The 17894-nt window shown below is 42.8% G+C and carries 15 protein-coding genes; 14 read left to right on the forward strand and 1 reads right to left on the reverse strand.

The window, feature by feature from the left end; genetic code table 11:
• Positions 1 to 144 precede the first annotated feature (144 nt).
• The 11 genes from thrS (at position 145) to HXT40_RS02930 (ending at position 11081) form a co-directional block, all read left to right on the forward strand.
• Positions 145 to 2175: a threonine--tRNA ligase gene (gene thrS, locus HXT40_RS02880; protein ID WP_012914217.1), complete on the forward strand. Its 2031-nt coding sequence runs from the start codon at positions 145 to 147 to the stop codon at positions 2173 to 2175.
• A gap of 215 nt (positions 2176 to 2390) precedes the next feature.
• Positions 2391 to 3047, forward strand: coding sequence for a CDP-alcohol phosphatidyltransferase family protein (locus tag HXT40_RS02885; RefSeq protein ID WP_004108811.1), 657 nt, complete (start codon positions 2391 to 2393; stop codon positions 3045 to 3047).
• 62 nt (positions 3048 to 3109) lie between these two features.
• Positions 3110 to 3868 (forward strand): YebC/PmpR family DNA-binding transcriptional regulator, encoded by a 759-nt coding sequence (locus tag HXT40_RS02890; protein WP_004108813.1) that lies wholly within the window; start codon positions 3110 to 3112, stop codon positions 3866 to 3868.
• 6 nt (positions 3869 to 3874) lie between these two features.
• On the forward strand, positions 3875 to 4456 hold the full coding sequence (ruvC, locus tag HXT40_RS02895; RefSeq protein WP_012914216.1) for a crossover junction endodeoxyribonuclease RuvC: 582 nt from the start codon (positions 3875 to 3877) through the stop codon (positions 4454 to 4456).
• Between the two features lie 87 nt (positions 4457 to 4543).
• Positions 4544 to 5173: a Holliday junction branch migration protein RuvA gene (gene ruvA, locus HXT40_RS02900; protein WP_004108817.1), complete on the forward strand. Its 630-nt coding sequence runs from the start codon at positions 4544 to 4546 to the stop codon at positions 5171 to 5173.
• Between the two features lie 94 nt (positions 5174 to 5267).
• Complete coding sequence (gene ruvB / locus HXT40_RS02905) at positions 5268 to 6272, forward strand: Holliday junction branch migration DNA helicase RuvB (RefSeq protein ID WP_217431467.1); 1005 nt, start codon at positions 5268 to 5270, stop codon at positions 6270 to 6272.
• 59 nt (positions 6273 to 6331) lie between these two features.
• Positions 6332 to 6733, forward strand: a complete 402-nt coding sequence (gene yajC / locus HXT40_RS02910; protein ID WP_004108823.1) for a preprotein translocase subunit YajC — start codon at positions 6332 to 6334, stop codon at positions 6731 to 6733.
• Between the two features lie 140 nt (positions 6734 to 6873).
• The gene (locus HXT40_RS02915; RefSeq protein ID WP_012914213.1) at positions 6874 to 7455 is read left to right on the forward strand and encodes an adenine phosphoribosyltransferase; all 582 of its coding nucleotides are present in this window, start codon (positions 6874 to 6876) and stop codon (positions 7453 to 7455) included.
• An 89-nt stretch (positions 7456 to 7544) separates the two neighbouring features.
• Complete coding sequence (locus tag HXT40_RS02920; protein ID WP_421777321.1) at positions 7545 to 8918, forward strand: DUF6350 family protein; 1374 nt, start codon at positions 7545 to 7547, stop codon at positions 8916 to 8918.
• A 33-nt stretch (positions 8919 to 8951) separates the two neighbouring features.
• Positions 8952 to 10622 (forward strand): bifunctional phosphoribosylaminoimidazolecarboxamide formyltransferase/IMP cyclohydrolase, encoded by a 1671-nt coding sequence (purH, locus tag HXT40_RS02925; protein ID WP_101886055.1) that lies wholly within the window; start codon positions 8952 to 8954, stop codon positions 10620 to 10622.
• Between the two features lie 141 nt (positions 10623 to 10763).
• Complete coding sequence (locus HXT40_RS02930; RefSeq protein ID WP_421777322.1) at positions 10764 to 11081, forward strand: DUF3017 domain-containing protein; 318 nt, start codon at positions 10764 to 10766, stop codon at positions 11079 to 11081.
• A gap of 8 nt (positions 11082 to 11089) precedes the next feature.
• Here the strand turns inward: HXT40_RS02930 and HXT40_RS02935 are convergent, their stop codons facing one another.
• On the reverse strand, positions 11090 to 12061 hold the full coding sequence (locus HXT40_RS02935; RefSeq protein WP_421777323.1) for an MIP/aquaporin family protein: 972 nt from the start codon (positions 12059 to 12061) through the stop codon (positions 11090 to 11092).
• 246 nt (positions 12062 to 12307) lie between these two features.
• Between HXT40_RS02935 and HXT40_RS02940 the strand changes: the two genes are divergently transcribed.
• The 3 genes from HXT40_RS02940 to HXT40_RS02950 are packed head-to-tail and all read left to right on the forward strand — an operon-like array spanning position 12308 to position 17861.
• On the forward strand, positions 12308 to 13081 hold the full coding sequence (locus HXT40_RS02940; protein ID WP_101886054.1) for a pseudouridine synthase: 774 nt from the start codon (positions 12308 to 12310) through the stop codon (positions 13079 to 13081).
• A complete protein-coding gene (gene der / locus HXT40_RS02945; RefSeq protein WP_101886053.1) occupies positions 13078 to 15282 on the forward strand; it encodes a bifunctional cytidylate kinase/GTPase Der in 2205 nt (734 codons plus the stop codon). Before HXT40_RS02940 ends, der begins: the two co-directional genes overlap by 4 nt.
• A gap of 50 nt (positions 15283 to 15332) precedes the next feature.
• Positions 15333 to 17861, forward strand: a complete 2529-nt coding sequence (locus HXT40_RS02950; protein WP_012914207.1) for a DEAD/DEAH box helicase — start codon at positions 15333 to 15335, stop codon at positions 17859 to 17861.
• Positions 17862 to 17894 lie beyond the last annotated feature (33 nt).

Genomic DNA, 17894 nt, shown 5'->3' on the forward strand with positions numbered 1-17894 from the left:
TCAACGAATTGCGCGTGAAAAATGCGCGCGATTGACGTCGTTTTTGCGCGTTTTGTTGATTGTTTAATCGCGTAAGTTTATCGACGCCACACAAGTCCAGGTCTGCACATTAGTAACGCAAGACCCCGATAGAAAAGGACAATTATGGCTGAAAATACCATCTCCATCACCGTAAACGAGGAACGCAAGGAGGTGGATGCAAGCTTCACTGGCGCCCAACTTTTCGCGGAAGATAAGAATATTATTGCTGTGCGTTTAAATGGCGAGTTGCGTGATTTGTACACGTCTCTTCATGACGGCGATACCGTGGAATCAGTGGCCCTTGATAGTGAAGATGGCATCGCAATCATGCGTCATTCCGCTACTCACGTGATGGCTCAAGCTGTTCAAGAAATTCGACCAGACGCAAAGTTGGGCGTAGGTCCTGTAATTAAAGACGGCTTCTACTACGATTTCGATGTTGATACTCCATTTACGCCAGACGATTTGAAGCAAATCGAAAAGCATATGCAGCACATTATTAAAGAGTCTCAAAGCTTCCGTCGTCGCGTTGTAACAGAGGACGAAGCGCGCGAAGAAGAAGCAAATCAACCTTATAAGTTGGAGTTGATTGGGGATAAGGAAGCAGCTCTTGATCCTGCTGCCTCTGGCGAAATCAGCAAGCATGAGCTTAGCATGTACGACAATGTAGATCGCGAAGGAAACAAGGTTTGGAGCGATTTGTGCCGCGGACCTCACCTTCCAAACACGCGTTACATTAAGGCTTTTAAGCTTGAGCGTGTGGCTGCAGCTTACTGGCGTGGCTCGGAGCAGAATCCTATGCTTCAGCGCATTTACGGCACTGCTTGGCCTAGCAAGGAAGAGCTTAAAGCTTACACAACTCGCATGGAAGAAGCTGCTAAGCGCGATCACCGCAAGCTTGGTCAAGAGATGGATTTGTTCTCCTTCCCAGACGAGATTGGCCCAGGCTTAGCCGTATTCCATCCAAAGGGTGCTGCAATTATTAACGCAATGGAAGATTATTCGCGCGAGCAGCACAGAAAGCATCACTACAGCTTCGTACAAACTCCGCACATTACTAAGGGTGGCTTATATGAGACTTCCGGCCACTTGCAGTGGTACAAGGATGGCATGTATCCTCCAATGAAGCTTGACGAAGAGCGCGACGAAAATGGTAACGTAACTCGCCAAGGTGCTGACTACTACTTGAAGCCAATGAATTGCCCAATGCATAACTTGATCTTCAAGTCTCGCCAGCGTTCTTATCGCGAGCTTCCTTTGCGCTTGTTTGAGTTTGGTACTGTGTATCGCTACGAAAAGTCTGGCGTTGTGCATGGTTTAACTCGTGTTCGTGGATTGACTCAGGATGATTCGCACATTTACTGCACTCGCGAGCAGATGCGCGATGAGTTGAAGAGCTTGCTTAACTTTGTGCTTGGTCTTCTTAAAGACTTCGGTTTGAACGACTTCTACTTGGAGCTTTCCACTAAGGATGAGCATAAGTTCGTCGGTTCCGACGAGATTTGGGAAGAAGCAACTAATACTTTGGCAGAGGTTGCTAAAGAGTCTGGTTTGGAACTCGTGGACGATCCAGGTGGAGCTGCATTCTACGGCCCGAAGATTTCCGTGCAAGCTCGAGACGCAATCGGTCGCACTTGGCAGGTTTCTACTATTCAGCTCGACTTCAACTTGCCTGAGCGCTTTAAGTTGGAGTACATTGCGGCTGACGGTAGCCACCAGCGTCCTGTGATGATTCACCGCGCACTCTTTGGCTCTATTGAGCGTTTCTTCGCTATTTTGCTCGAGCATTACGCGGGCGCGTTCCCAGCATGGTTGGCTCCAGTTCAGGTAACTGGCGTTCCTGTTGCAGACGAGTTCGCTCCACACTTGCAAAAATTGATTAGCGATTTGGAAGAGAATATGGTTCGTTGCGAAATGGACAACTCTGACGATCGCTTCGGCAAGAAGATTCGTAACGCTTCTAAGTCTAAGGTGCCATTCACTTTGATTGCTGGCGAAGAGGATGTGAACAACAATGCTGTGAGCTTCCGCTTCCGCGATGGCAGCCAATTGAATGGCGTTCCTGTTTCGCAAGCTAAAGAGTGGATTTTGTCCATCATTAAGCAGCGCGTTCAGGTCAATACTGCAGAAGATTTCGAGCGCTACACTAAGTAGCATAAGCTATTTAAGTTATGTAATTTAAATAACGTTACTTAAGCAGCACAGTTTCGCTTGAAAACTAAATTGCAATAAATAAACGAAATAAGCAAAAGTCCACACTTCTTAACGTTGTGTGGGCTTTTGTGTGTATTACAGCCGATTGACTAATATGAGATTGTTTATTGAACCCAAGTTTTATTTGCTTGATTACGCTAGGAAGGTTGCATTCAATGTTGGAATCATTACGCAGCGGGTTTAAGCGCACTATTTCTCCAATTGCAAAATTGCTAGTCCGATTAGGCATAAGTGCTAACTGTGTAACAATTGTCGGAACAATAGCTGTAGTTATTATTGCTTTTGTTACTGCTTTTACTAAACAGTTTGTTGTTGGCACTATATTTTTAACTATTTTTGTGCTTGCGGACAGTTTAGATGGTTCTGTTGCTGCTTTGACAACAGGCGGCACAAAATTTGGTGCATTTCTTGACTCAACTCTCGATCGCATTGCAGACTGGTCATTATTTTCCTCTGTATGCATTTGTTTGTATGAAGCTCACGAAAAAGATATGTGCACTTGGATTTCAACTTTGAATGGCAATGCAATAAAGTGTGTAGGATTATTAAGCTGTTTGGTTGCTCTTATGGCAGCTTTCGTAACTTCATACACTCGCGCTCGCGGTCAGTCAATAAATGTAGATCCTAAAAAAGGTTTAATAACTCGTGCAGATAGAGTTGCTGTGATTCTTGTTGCTATGGGGCTTGTTGGTCTTACAAATCAACTTTTTTGGTTAAGTTTTGCTATGATTCTGCTTGCTATTGGCGGTATTATTACAGTTTTCCAGCGTATTTTTGAAGTAAAGCATGGGCTTGATATAAAAGATAAATAAAATTTGTCGCGAAAGCGCAATAAAATCGTTTCGTTTGATTAACTGTACGTTTTAGGAGTATCATGTCAGGTCATTCCAAGTGGGCGACTACAAAGCACAAGAAGGCCGCTATCGACGCAAAGCGTGGCAAGCTTTTTGCCAAGCTTATTAAGAACATTGAAATTGCTGCACGTTTGGGTGGTGGCGATCCTGATGGTAACCCTACGCTGTACGATGCCATCGTTAAAGCTAAGAAGGCTTCCATGCCTGCTGACAATATCAAGCGCGCTGTAAAGCGTGGTTCTGGTGAAGAAGCTGGCGGCGCAAACTATGAAGAGATTGTTTACGAAGGTTACGCTCCTGCAGGTGTTGGATTGATTATTGAATGCCTTACTGATAACCGTAATCGTGCTGCTGCTGATGTGCGTTCAACTCTTACTAAGGGCAACGGTTCTTTGGCAACAAGCGGTTCCGTGAGCTTCAACTTCGAACGTAAAGGTTTGATTGAAGTTCCATCCGAAGGTGTTGACTACGATAAGCTTTTCGAAGTTGCAGCTGAAGCTGGAGCTGAAGATGTTGCTGATGATGGCGATGTTTATTCTGTTTACACCAATTCCAGTGATTTGGTAACTGTGCGTAAGGCTTTGCAGGAAGCTGGTTTCGACTATGATTCTGCAGATATTATTATGCATCCAAATAATGAGGTTGAATTGAGCTTCGAAGATGCTCAAAAGGTTTCTCGCTTAATCGATAATCTCGATGACTTGGACGATGTTCAGAATATTTACAGCAACTGGACCGCTTCAGATGAAGTTATGGCTCAGCTTGAGGAAGCTGAATAGTCTCCTATGATGATTTTGGGCGTTGACCCCGGGCTTACTCGCTGCGGGGTCGGCGTGATTGAAGCCGGCGTCTCGCGTCGGCTTTCTTTTATTCACGTCGATGTGTTGAGGTCTGAGCCTGATCTTTCGCAAGATTTGCGACTTTTAAAGATTTATAATGGATTAGTTGAAAAAATTGAGCGTTTTTCGCCTGATACTGTGTCTATTGAACGTGTTTTTGCGCAAGAAAATCGAAATACTGTTCTTGGCACTGCACAGGTTGCAGGTATTGCAATGCTTGCTGCAGCTCAGCGCAATATTCCTGTTGCTTTACACACTCCTACTGAAGTTAAACTTGCTGTAGCTGGAAACGGAAAAGCTCAAAAACCTCAAGTAGAGCGCATGGTCGCGCGACTACTTGGACTTAATGTTTTGCCTACTCCTGCTGATGCTGCCGACGCTTTAGCTCAAGCTATTTGTCATGCTCTTCGTCCTTCTGGTGCTTTACAAGGTGGCGAGCGCGAGCAGCATCTAACTGCTGCGCAGAAACAGTGGGCTTTAGCTCAAGCTCAGGCGCGTAAATCTTCTTCTGTCGTTCGAGGCATGTAGGATATTAATAGAACAGATGTTCTATTATAATTGTATTTGACTTTATGTGCTTTAAGCTATGAGTTTTTGTTAAGTGGGAGTGAGTTTATGATTGGAATGCTTGTTGGACAAGTTGCGTCAATTGATGCTCGTTCTGCTCTTATTGTTGTTTCTGGAGTTGGCTATGAGACTTATATGCCTTCTCAAGATTTGTCTTCTTTGCATGAAGGCCAGGAAGTTCGCGTTTATACGTCGCTTCAAGTTTCGCAAGATGCTTTAACTCTTTATGGTTTTACAACTCAAGCTGCTAAACGAATGTTTTTGCAAGTGCAAAAAGTTAGTGGAATTGGTCCTAAAGTTGCTCTTTCTATGCTTTCAACTTTGAATGTTGATCGTCTTTTACAAGCTATTTCTGAGGGAGATGTAACTTCTCTTTCTTCTGCTCCTGGTTTAGGGAAAAAGGGTGCGCAGAAGATTATTTTGGAATTGAAGGGTTCTCTTGATTCTTCAATACTGGCAGATAGTTCTAATGATTCTACTCAATCTAATAAGCAGATTGTTGATTCTAGCGTGCAATGCGTAATAGAGGGTCTTGTTTCATTGGGTTGGAGACAAGTTGACGCTCAAAGAGCAGTTGAGCAAGTTTGTGCAGAGAATAATATTTCAATTCCTATATCTGATGCAGATTTGCCTAATGTTTTACGAATGGCATTAGCTTCACTTGATAGGGGTAGGTAATCATGTTTGTAAAGAATCTAGTATTGGGGGAGTTGAAGTGAGTGAAGAGTATACTTCTGCGCTAAATACTGGTGTTGCTGAAGAATCCTTACGCATGGTTTCTTCAACGCCTTTAGGAAATGAGCAACTCAGTGATGAGGAACTTCGTCCTCGCGCATTAGAAGGTTTTATTGGTCAACCAGTTTTAAAAGCGCAATTGCAACTGTTTTTAGATGCTGCTAAAAAGCGTGATGTTGCGCCTGACCATATGTTATTGGCTGGCCCTCCTGGATTGGGAAAAACTACATTAGCAATGATTGTTGCTAATGAATTGCAAGTTCCTATTCGAATTACTTCAGGTCCTGCTATCCAGCATGCTGGAGATTTAGCTTCTATACTAAGCGCGCTTGACGCAGGTGAGGTGTTGTTTATTGACGAAATCCATCGTTTGCCTCGTGCTGCAGAAGAGTTGCTTTATATTGCTATGGAAGATTTTCGCGTTGACGTTATGGTCGGCAAAGGTCCTGGTGCCTCATCAATACCGCTAACTCTTCCTCGTTTTACTGTAGTTGGAGCTACCACTAGGGAAGGAATGTTGCCTTCTCCATTGCGCGCTCGTTTTGGTTTTACTGCTCACCTTGATTTTTATCCTCACGAAGAGCTTGAAAAACTTATTGAGCGATCTGCTAAAGTCTTAGGAATTCGCCTTATAGATCAAGCTGCTAAAGAGCTATCGTTACGCTCTCGTGGCACTCCTCGTATAGCGAATCGCTTGTTGAGACGTGTCAGAGATTGGGCTATTGTGCATGATTTGTCAGAAGTAAATCATGAAGCTGTTGTTGAAGCGTTAGCTTTATACCAGATTGATACACAAGGTCTTGATCGACTTGATATTGCAGTTTTGAAGGCTATGGTTTGTCAGTTTAACGGTGGACCGGTTGGTCTTAATAATCTAGCTGCAATGGTTGGTGAAGAAGCTGAAACTGTTGAAACAGTATGTGAACCATATCTAGTGCGTGAAGGATTCTTAATTCGCACTCCTAAAGGTCGTGTTGCAACTAGTAAAGCTTGGAAACATTTGGGCTTTAAAGAGCCTAGTAATGTCAGTGAGCTAGCTTAAAATAATTAACTTGGACGGCATTTCGACCGTCTTAGGGTTGGATACTTAAGGAGTTTACTTTGCCTCAATTTTTCCAGCAGTATGGCATGCTTATTATTCTCGTTGTAGCAATGGTTTGCATGATGATGTTCCAGACTCGCAATGCTAAGAAGCGTCAAGCTGAAATGCGTTCCTTCCATGAATCTTTGGAACCAGGTACTGAAATTATTACAATCGGCGGCATTATCGGCAAGATTGTAAGCGTAGATACTCAATATGAAGAGATTGTTATCGATTCAGAAGGTAGCTTGATGCGAGTATCTTTCCGCGCTGTGAACAGATTGTATGTGCGTCCAGCATTTATTAGCGATGAAGAAGCAGAAGAAGCTGCACAAGCTGAAGAAGCTAAGCAAGATGATGCAAATAAATCTGTAAACGAAGATAACGAGCCAGTATCAGAATCTGCAGCTTCTGAAAAGTAATAACTTTTATCTCATAAATTTATAATTTAATACTTAAGTCGTGATGTGTGAGTCAGCACATGTCTCACGCATCACGCGAATATGTGACATTCTTTCCATATTCCAATAACAAGTCTTGTGAAGAAAAGAACGTTAGGATTATGACAGCAACGGATATTACAGTGAAAACGTTGAAAACAGTAAGCAACGATGATGCCGCTTATCTTGCTTCTTTGATTCGTACCGTTCCAGGATTCCCCAATCCTAGTATTATATTCCGTGATTTTCTTCCTATATTTTCAAATGCGCGCTCTTCGCGAATTCTTATTGATTCTTTGATTGATGCCTTGCCTGTGCCAGCTGATTCAATTGATTTGATTGCTGGGCTTGAAGCTCGAGGCTTTCTTTTTGGACCATTATTGGCATCTCGGTTAGGCAAAGGTTTTCTTGCTATTCGTAAAGCTGGTAAGCTACCTCCTCCAGTTATTACTGAGTCATACATGCTTGAGTATGGTCAGGCAAGTATTGAAATTGAAAGCGACGCTATTAAGCCAGGTCAACGTGTGCTTATTGTTGACGATCTTATTGCAACTGGAGGCACTGCAAAAGCTGCTGCAAATATTGTCAAGCGCGCTCAAGGAATAGTTGCAGGTTTTAGTTTTGTTATTGAACTTACTGGTATTAGTGGAATGAGTGAATTATGCGATTATCCTTGCAGCAGTTTAATTACTATGCCAGCTTAAAAGTTTATTATTATCGCTTATTATTAAAGTAATATCCTATTTAAAACAATATATTGGTTTTGCACCTAAAAGAATTGAAAGGAAAAGGCATGGTTGAAAAGCTTAAGTCATCCTTAATAAACATGTCTAAAGGTGTAATAACTCCTGTTATTGTTATTCTTATTTTTTCTCTTACGATAGGTCTTTTCTTATCTCTCACACTTCTTGTGGTTTCTATCGAAGAAGGAACAGGTAATCTTTCTGAATCTGCAATGTCTATGACTTGGGCTGTGTTTATGTTTGCTCAAGGCGTGGGTCTTACTTTTGGAAATTGCATTCTTACGATTATTCCTTTAGGCCTTACTTTTCTACTTATTTCAACGCTTGTATGCTTAATTCGTCGTATTAAAGGTGGGAATATAGCATATTTTACTGGGCTTGTAGTCTGGGCTGCTATTAATGCGATACTTTCTCAAAATACGCATGTTACTTTACTTGATTCTACTTTTATTGTTGCTTGTAAATCTTCTTGTGTTTATTTAATTTCGTTACTTATAGCGGTTTTTCCAAGCAGCTCACTGTTTGTATCTGCTAAGCAGCGTTATAAGCAAATATGTCCTGAGTATATTCAAAAAAATATTCGTATTACTAAGCGAACTGCGGTAATTTTGTTCGGTTTATATGCTTTTGTTGCACTAATAACTGTTGTGGTTTGGGCTTGTACAAATTTTGGTTATGTTAATTCATATTTCAATAAATTAGGCATGCAAAATGGTTCGCGTATTCTTACAACTATTGCTTGCTTAGTTTGGTTGCCTAATGTTGCTATTTGGGCATTATCTTGGATTTGTGGATCTGGATTTAATATTGGATCTGTTGCACAATTTACTTTAACAGTTTCTCAACGTAAATCTTTGCCGCCTATTCCGGTTTTTGGAATATTTCCTGATGCTGTTATTGACGTTGTGCATCGCACTGTTTTTTACTCTATAGTTCCAACTTTATGCTTTATTGTAATGCTTATAACTTTATTGCATAAAAGCGGCTGTGGCTTGCGTTTAAAAAATATTATTGACAAAACCGAGCGTGAGTCTTTTATGTTGAATGCTGTAGAAGCTGCAACTGATAGTGTAGGTGTATCCGCTTTAATTACAATTATGTGGACTGTTGTTTTCTCAATAGCAAATGGTTCATTGGGTGAATGTCGACTTTCTTATATTGGAGTTGACATTATTGAAAGTACTAGGGCTGTTGGTCATCTTACTCTATACGCTTCTGCTGTAGCATGGGTTATTTCGATTTTTAGTATCCTACTTATTTGTGGCGCGCGATATTGCTTTAATCTTATTGCTGCTAGTAAGTCGAATAAACCTGTAAAATCTGCAGAATTAATCGAAAATAAGACTAGTAATAAAAAGAATCAACCTTTGCCTTTGAAAAAAGCTGCTCCTAGGACGGTTTCATCGAAGGCTAAAAGAAAATAATTCCTCACTACTATTTTGGGAAGGAAGGCCGCCGTGCAACAGACACAGAGCAAAGAATCAAACGCAAATGTGCTGATAACCACAGGTGAAAAGCAAATTCGTAGAGTTCTTGTTTCAGTTTTTCATAAAGAGGGACTTGAAATATTAGCTGAAGCATTTAGAAAGGCTGATACTGAAGTAGTTTCAACCGGCTCTACTGCTGCTAAATTGGCTGAACTTGGCGTTCATGTTACTGAAGTTTCTGACGTTACTGGTTTCCCAGAAAGTCTTGATGGAAGAGTGAAGACTTTAGATCCGCATATTCACGCTGGAATTCTTGCAGATATGAGTAATGCTGATCATGTAAAGCAACTTGAAAAGCTAAACATAAAGCCGTTTGATGCTGTAGTAGTTAATTTGTATCCATTCGTAGACACTGTAATGAGCGGTGCTGATAGTGACGCAATTATTGAGAAAATTGATATTGGTGGACCTTCTATGATTCGTGCTGCAGCAAAGAATCATAAGTCTGTTGCCGTTATTACAGATCCTGCAGATTACCAGCTTTTAGCTAATAGAATCGTTTCAGGTGAAGGCTTTAATTTGCAAGAGCGCGAATATTTGGCTGGTAAAGCATTTGCTCATACAGCAGCTTACGATGCTTCTATATCTGAGTGGACAAGTAAAGCATGGCAGAAGCCTGAAAGTTTGAACACAAATGATGAAGAAGATAATCAAAATGCTGAAGCTGTGAAGCTTCCTGCAAACTACACGCGCACTTGGAGTTTAGAGCATACGCTTCGATATGGTGAGAATCCCCATCAGCAAGCAGGATTGTATTTAGATCCTTTGCATAAGGGTGGTTTGGCTCAGGCTGAGCTTCTTGGCGGAAAACCTATGAGCTACAACAATTATGTGGATGCGGATGCTGCTTGGCGTGCAGTTTGGGATTTTGCTCCACAAATTGCGGTTGCTGTTTGCAAGCATAATAATCCTTGCGGCTTGGCAATAGGCGCGACTGCAGTAGAAGCGCACAAAAAAGCTCACGCTTGCGATCCTGTAAGTGCTTACGGTGGTGTGATTGCTGCAAACACTACTGTGACTTTGGAAATGGCAGAAAGTGTGCGCCCAATTTTCACAGAGGTTATTGTGGCTCCAGACTATGAGCCTGAAGCTTTGGAATTGCTTCGCACTAAGAAAAAGAATCTTCGCATTTTGAAGGTTGCAACTCCGCCAGTCTTAGATTTGCAAGTTCATCCTATTGACGGTGGTGCTTTAGTTCAGTCTGCAGATAAGATTGATGCAGTTGGTGATAATCCTGAAAACTGGACGCTTGTTTCTGGAGATCCTGCTGATGCTGACACTTTGCGCGACTTGCAATTCGCGTGGCGTTCGCTTCGTTGTGTAAAGTCTAACGCAATTCTACTTGCGCACGACAATGCTACTGTTGGCATTGGAATGGGGCAGGTTAATCGCGTGGATTCATGCCATTTGGCTGTTGAGCGTGCAAATACTTTGGCTGATGGTGCTGAACGTGCTCGCGGAGCTGTTGCGGCTTCGGATGCTTTCTTCCCATTTGCTGACGGTCCGCAAATTTTGATTGAAGCGGGCGTTCGCGCAATCGTGCAGCCTGGTGGCTCTATTCGCGACGAAGAAGTGTTCGAAGCTGCGCGCAAAGCTGGTGTAACGATGTACACTACCGGTACTCGTCACTTCTTCCACTAAAATTGCTTTAGCTAAGATTCATAGACAAATAAATTAATCAATATTATGGATGCAGCGTTTGTGTACTTCAAGCGCTGCATCTTTGTGTTAGTGCCTAAAACAACTCATGTTTTCTTATCGCGGAGCAGGTATGATACAAGTATGACAGATAGTGAGCATCAGACTAGAAGTGCTAAAACGGAGCATCCGTACGTGTCGGAAAAACGTGAGGGTAAGCCTTATGCTGAATGGATTGTAGCAATTATTATTGCACTTTGCGCATTATTGGCATTTATAGGATATGTAAAAGCCGCCACAGTTGTTATTTCTGTGACGGCTGTACTTCTAGGAGTTATGCGCTTAATTATGCGTCAGCGTAGCCCTTGGAAAGTTCGCTCAGTTGGCTTTGATACTTTCATAAGTATTACGCTCGGCATAGGTTTGCTTATAACATACGCTTCAATTATATTTTTGCTATAACTTTATTTTTAAAGATTGTTCGCAACGTTATTGTCAGATACGTTTTGAACGTACTCATAGCTCATATCTGGCGCTACAGGAGCGTCTGCTTTTGTGTCTGCAAAATTTTGTATTGGTGCAGGATTTGTTTCATTTGATACAGCAAGTTTTTGTGCTGAGTTTGAAAGAAGCTTTGTTAATAGCAAAACTAGGCTAACAAGCGCTGCAGCAAAAATTGGAGCAATCCAGAATACCCACAATTGACTTAGTGGTTTAACTTCCAAATCATGAGAGTTTGCGAATAATGCGATGCCGGTAGAACGAGCAGGATTCAAACCAGCTCCTGTAATTTGATACGTAATGAAAGCGCCAGCTGCGTATGCAATACCGATGTGTGTTGCATAACCGCATTTAGTATTACCTTCATGGTCTGTGCTGCGCAATGCAGTGGCAACAATCAAAATAACAGCAATAACTTCAACTAATAACGCAGATACTATTCCGAAAGACAAGTTTATTTCTTTTAATTGACGTGCAGAAAGAGATGCCTTTTCGAATCCGTTTACTATTGAAACAAACCAATACTTTTTGTCAAAACCTGAGCCTTGACCAACTTGTGACGGATCAATGCTTGAATCCTGCTGAGGAATAATAAGAATAAACAATCCTGCAGCTGCAATAGCACCAAGAACTTGGGCAACAATGTAGCATAATCCTGCAGTGTATGAAGTGCGTCCAGTAAGCATCGAAGCAACTGTTACTGCAGGGTTAAGGTGGCCTCCAGAAATTTTAGATGCAATATATGTCGCTGCAGCATAAGCGATACCAGTGCCTGCGGCAATCATTAAAACGTTGATTCCGTACATTACGGTAGTAAGAGAATAAAAAGTGTAAACAACGAACATCGCTAAAGCTGTAGCAATAAATTCAGTACCAATACGAACAATAAGTGGCGCAGCAGTTTTAGTTGTGCTGCACGGTGTATCTGTAGTTTTAATCATAACTTTCCTTAATTTTAGTTGTGCCGCTTTGTTAATGATTGCAACACAATGAAACCTAGGCTATACTATCACGGCTATGCCATACGGTAACATAGGAAAATGTGGTGTTTTTTGATTTATTGCAAATTTAATAAATTGCCACAGAAATTAGTAAGTTAATGAGTAATGAATTGCTTATATTGCGTATTCTTAAGTAAATTCTGGCGCAAGTATGTATGTAATTCTTTAGGTCACGTTGGGAGAACGATGCCAAACGCATATTCCCGCGCCAATCAGGCGCATTCAGATGACAACAACGCCATTCGACTGCAGAAGCTGCTTGCTGAAGCGGGATTTGGTTCAAGACGCAAGTGTGAAGAGATTATTCTTGACGGGCGTGTTGAAGTAGACGACGAATTGGTTACAACACTTGGTACTCGAGTAGATCCAAAACGTCAAAAAGTGCGCGTTGATGGATCTCGCGTAAAGTTCAACACAAAGCTAGTAACGCTCGCATTGCATAAGCCTAAGCGAGTTCTTAGCGCAATGGACGATCCAAAAGGTCGCTTTACTTTAAGAGATATTGTTGGAGACAAGTACGAGCGAATTTTCCACATGGGACGCTTGGATTACGATTCTGAAGGTCTTATTTTAATGACCAACGATGGCGAGCTAAGCCAGCACGTAATGCACCCAAAGTATGAGGTTGAGAAAACTTATATTGCAACTGTTGAAGGCAAAATCAACGGTATGGTTTGCCGCCGCTTGGTTTCACAAGGTGTAAATCTTGAAGATGGTTGGATTAAGCTCGACCGTTGCGCAATAATCGATCAGAATCACGACACAACCATGGTAAAAGTTGTGTTGCATTCTGGCAGAAATCGTATTGTTCGCAGGATTTTTGGAGCCGTAGGATACCCTGTAAAGCGTCTTGTTCGTACGCAAATTGGCCCTATTAAATTGGGTGACTTAAAAGCTGGATCGTATCGCGTGCTTTCTCAAACAGAAGTGCGCTCGCTTTCTAAGGAGGTTGGCCTGTGATTTGTGTAGCAATTGATGGACCAGCAGGAGTAGGTAAGTCTTCTACTTCTCGTGCTTTAGCGCAATACTATGGTTTTGCGTATTTAGATACGGGTGCAATGTATAGAGCTGCTGCTTGGTGGTGCTTGAAACAAGGTATTGATTTAAGCACGCAACTTGAATTGGATGAAGAAGGAAATCCTGTAAATCCAGCGGATGCTGAACGTTTTAATCAAATTATTGAAGCTGTTGGAGCCTTATTTACTGAAAGTGACGCTGACTTTAGTGTTGATCCTAAGAATCCTGTAGTGACTGTTGAAGGTGAGGATATTAGCGAAGAATTGCGTTCCAGCGAAGTTTCTTCGCATGTGTCTACTGTATCTTCGATTCCTGCAGTTCGCCGTATGCTTATTGCTGCTCAGCGTGCGTATATTGCTTCAGAGTCAGATGAAGATTCTTTCTCTAAAGGTGAGGGAATAGTTGCAGAAGGACGCGATATTACTACTGTTGTTGCTCCTAATGCTCAAGTTCGAGTGCTTCTTACTGCACGCGAAGAAGTGCGTCAAGCTCGCAGAAACAAGCAGAATATTGCGCAAGAAAATTTGCAAAATAATGAATCTAAAAATAATGAATCTGAAGAAGACGATATTCGCGCTCGTGACGCTAAAGATGCTAAAGTTACGCATTTTCTTCAAGCGGCAGACGGTGTTACAACGCTCGATAATTCTGATTTGACTTTTGAGCAGACTCTCGATGCTCTTGTTGAAATGGTTGACGCTGCAATTGAGCAGGATGAGTATGACCGTTATGCGGCTAATCTTGAAGGCTACGATCTTGACGATGAAGACCGTGCGCTTCTTCGAGGCGACGAAGTAAGTCAAGACGATGCAAAAGACTCTAAAGCTGTTGGAGTAATCGCCATTATAGGTCGACCAAACGTTGGAAAATCAACGCTTGTCAATCGTATTTTGGGTCATCGTGTAGCTGTTGTAGAAGATACTCCAGGTGTTACGAGAGATCGCGTAAGCTACGACGCTGAGTGGGCTGGAACTAACTTTAAGCTGGTTGACACTGGCGGCTGGGAAGCAGATGTTGAAGGCATTGATTCTTCTATTGCTCAACAAGCGCAAGTAGCAGTGCGTTTAAGCGATGCTGTGATTTTCCTAGTAGATGGTCAAGTTGGTTTAACAGCTACAGACGAGCGTATTGTTTCAATGCTTCGCGCTGCAGGTAAGCCTATTACTCTGGCAGTTAACAAGGTTGACGATGCTAGAAGCGAGTATTTGACTGCAGAGTTTTGGAAGCTCGGAATGGGTGAGCCTTACGGAATTTCTGCAATGCACGGCAGAGGCGTTGGAGATTTGCTTGATGCAGCTCTCAATTCTTTGAAGAAAGCGAATAAAACTTCAGGATTCTTAACTCCAGAAGGACTTCGCAGAGTTGCTTTAGTAGGTCGTCCAAACGTTGGTAAGTCTTCGCTTTTGAATCATTTAGCTCATGAAGAGCGATCTGTTGTAAACGATTTGGCTGGAACTACTCGTGACCCTGTTGATGAGGTTGTGCGAGTTGACGGCGAGGATTGGCTGTTTATTGACACTGCTGGTATTAAGCGCAGGCAGCACAAGCTTACGGGTGCTGAATACTATTCTTCACTTCGTACGCAAGCTGCGATTGAACGCTCGGAACTTGCTTTGATTCTTTTCGATTCTTCCCAGCCTATTGCAGAGCAGGATTTGAAAGTTATGAGCCAGGCTGTGGATGCAGGTCGCGCAATCGTACTTGTGTTTAACAAGTGGGATTTGATGGACGAATTTTCCAGACAGCGCATGGAACGCTTATGGAAAACTGAGTTTGAGCGCGTAACTTGGGCTGAGCGCGTAAATCTTTCTGCAAAAACAGGATGGCATACGAATCGTCTTGCGCGCGCTATGCGAACAGCTTTAGACAGCTGGGATAAGCGCATTCCTACAGGCAAGCTCAACGCTTTCTTAGGGCGTATTCAGTCTGCTCATCCGCATCCTTTGCGAGGCGGAAAGCAAGCGAGAATCTTGTTTGCCACGCAAGCTTCTACGCGCCCACCGCGTTTTGTAATATTTACAACTGGCTTCTTAGAGCACGGATACCGTCGCTTTATTGAGCGATCACTTCGAGAAGAATTTGGATTCGAGGGAACTCCTATTCAAATCTCCGTAAAAGTACGAGATAAGAAGAAGCGCAAATAAAGCGCGATTAAGTCACAAGTAAGTTGGTGTTAAGTAAAGTAGGAGCGTATATGGCTGGTTTGAGCGAGTTAGCTTTCGATTTGCATCATGCTAGCGAAGATGAGATTTTTCAAGCATTTGTTGATTGGGTTAAAGATAACAAACATGTAGATTTGTGGCCGCATCAAGAAGAATCCATCATGGATTTGCTTGCAGGAGACCACGTTATTTTAAACACTCCAACAGGTTCTGGAAAATCTCTAGTAGCACTCGGCATGCATTTCACAGCACTCGCCACCGGCAGACGCTCCTACTATACTGCGCCAATTAAAGCTCTCGTATCCGAAAAATTCTTCGATTTAGTAGCTATTTTTGGGCGTGACAACGTTGGTATGATTACAGGCGACTCGCATATTAATGCGGATGCTCCAATAATCTGCTGCACGGCGGAAATCTTAGCAAATCAAGCTTTACGTGAAGGCGTAAATGCTGAAGTTGATTGCGTTGCAATGGACGAATTCCACTACTATGGTGATCCAGAGCGTGGATGGGCTTGGCAAGTTCCGCTGCTTACACTTCCAAATACGCAATTCTTACTTATGAGTGCAACTCTTGGAGACGTAACGGATATTGCGGAACGCTTAGAAAAATCAACAAAAAGAAACGTCGATATTATTGCAGACGCTCCAAGACCAATCCCACTCGAATATGAGTACACAGATAAGCCACTTGCCACAACTGTAGAACTCTTATTTAACAAGGGTTTAACGCCAATCTACGTAGTTCATTTTTCGCAAGACGCAGCTCTAGAAACAGCTCAAGCGCTAGCTAGTACGGGAGTTTCTAGCAAAGAGCAGCGAGACAAAATTGCTCAAGCGATTAAAGGCACTAAATTTACTACAGGCTTCGGCAAAATTTTGCAAAGGCTACTGCGCACAGGCGTTGGCGTACATCACGCTGGCATGCTTCCGCGCTACCGCAGGCTTGTTGAACAGCTAGCTCAGCAAGGATTGTTGCCCGTTATTTGCGGCACAGACACTCTTGGCGTTGGTATTAACGTGCCAATTCACTCTGTTGTGCTTACAGCGCTAACAAAGTTTGATGGGAATCGTAGTCGCAAGCTTCGCGCTCGCGAGTTTCATCAAATTGCAGGTCGTGCAGGCAGAATGGGGTTTGATACAGAGGGCTTAGTAGTTGCAGAGGCTCCAGAGTTCGAGATTGAAAACGCGCGCGCTGTTGCAAAAGCTGGCAATGACCCTAAGAAGCTTAAAAAAGTTAAGCGTAAGAAGGCTCCAGAGGGCTTTGTTGTTTGGGGCGAACCAACGTTTACTAAGCTTATTGAAAGTGCTCCAGAAACTTTGAATCCTCATATGGTTGTAACGCATTCAATGATTTTGAACGAAGTTACGCAAGGCGGAGACGCTAGAGCACGCGTTGAAAAACTTATTGAAGATAGTGCGCAAAAGCCGCAAGATAAAGAGAAATTGCTTGAGCGTTGCAACGATATTTTCCAAACTCTGCTCGATACTCAAGTTATTGAATCTAAAAAGCGCGCGAACGGTTCTTGCAATTATGAGCTTGATGTTGCAATGCCTGAAGGCTTTGCGCTGGATCAGCCGCTTTCTCCGTTCTTGCTCGCAGCTTTGGAACTTCTTGACCCAGAATCTCAAAGCTATGCGCTTGACGTAATTTCTATGGTTGAAGCAACTTTAGATGACCCTAAGCCTGTTCTTCGCGCGCAGGAGCGTAAGGCTCGCGATGCTGCAATGGCTGGAATGAAAGACGATGGCGTTGACTACGAGGAGCGCATGGAACGCTTGGCGGAAGTCAGTTACCCTAAGCCTCTTGAAGATTTGCTTGAGCCTGCTTTTGCGCAATATCGCAAGGATGTTCCTTGGGCAAACGACTACTGGATTAAGCCTAAATCTGTGCTTCGAGACATGGTTGAAACTGCTTCCGATTTTACTGGATATATTTCGCGCTATGGCATTGCTAGAAGTGAGGGAACGCTTCTTCGCTATCTTTCGGACGCTTACCGTTCGCTTGCTCGCACTGTGCCAGAAGATATGTTTAACGAAGAATTGCGTGACATTATTTCGTGGCTTCGTCTTGTTGTGCGCTCTATTGATTCTAGTCTTGTTGACGAGTGGGAGAGTGCTGGAGGATCGGATGCTGAAGCTAGCGCTGTAACTACGGCTGCGCCTTCAACTTCTGAGTCTGTAGTTGAGGATCGTCGTGGACTTATTGTGTTGATTAGAAACGCAATGTTTCGTCGCGTGCAGCTTATGGATTTGGAAGATGCGGATACTTTAGGAGAGCTTGACAAGGCTTGGGGTTACGGAGTTCACGAGTGGAATGATGTTCTTGACGACTATTACGATGAGCACGAGTATGTTGGAATAGATGCTAAGGCTCGAAGTGGCGACTTGTTTATTTTGGATGATTCGCTTGAGAAAAGTGAACATTCGTGGAAAGTTCGGCAGATTATTGACGATTCAGATGGGGATCATAATTGGGCTATTACTGGCGTTGTCGATTTAGATACAACTCAAGACGAAGGTGAAGTTGTGTTCTTTGATTACCAAGTTTCGCACGTGTGATTTTTAAAAATGTGTTAACAGAATACGAAATGC

Origin of the sequence: Gardnerella sp. DNF01180P, from assembly GCF_049244205.1 — a bacterium.
GTDB lineage: Bacteria > Actinomycetota > Actinomycetes > Actinomycetales > Bifidobacteriaceae > Bifidobacterium > Bifidobacterium swidsinskii.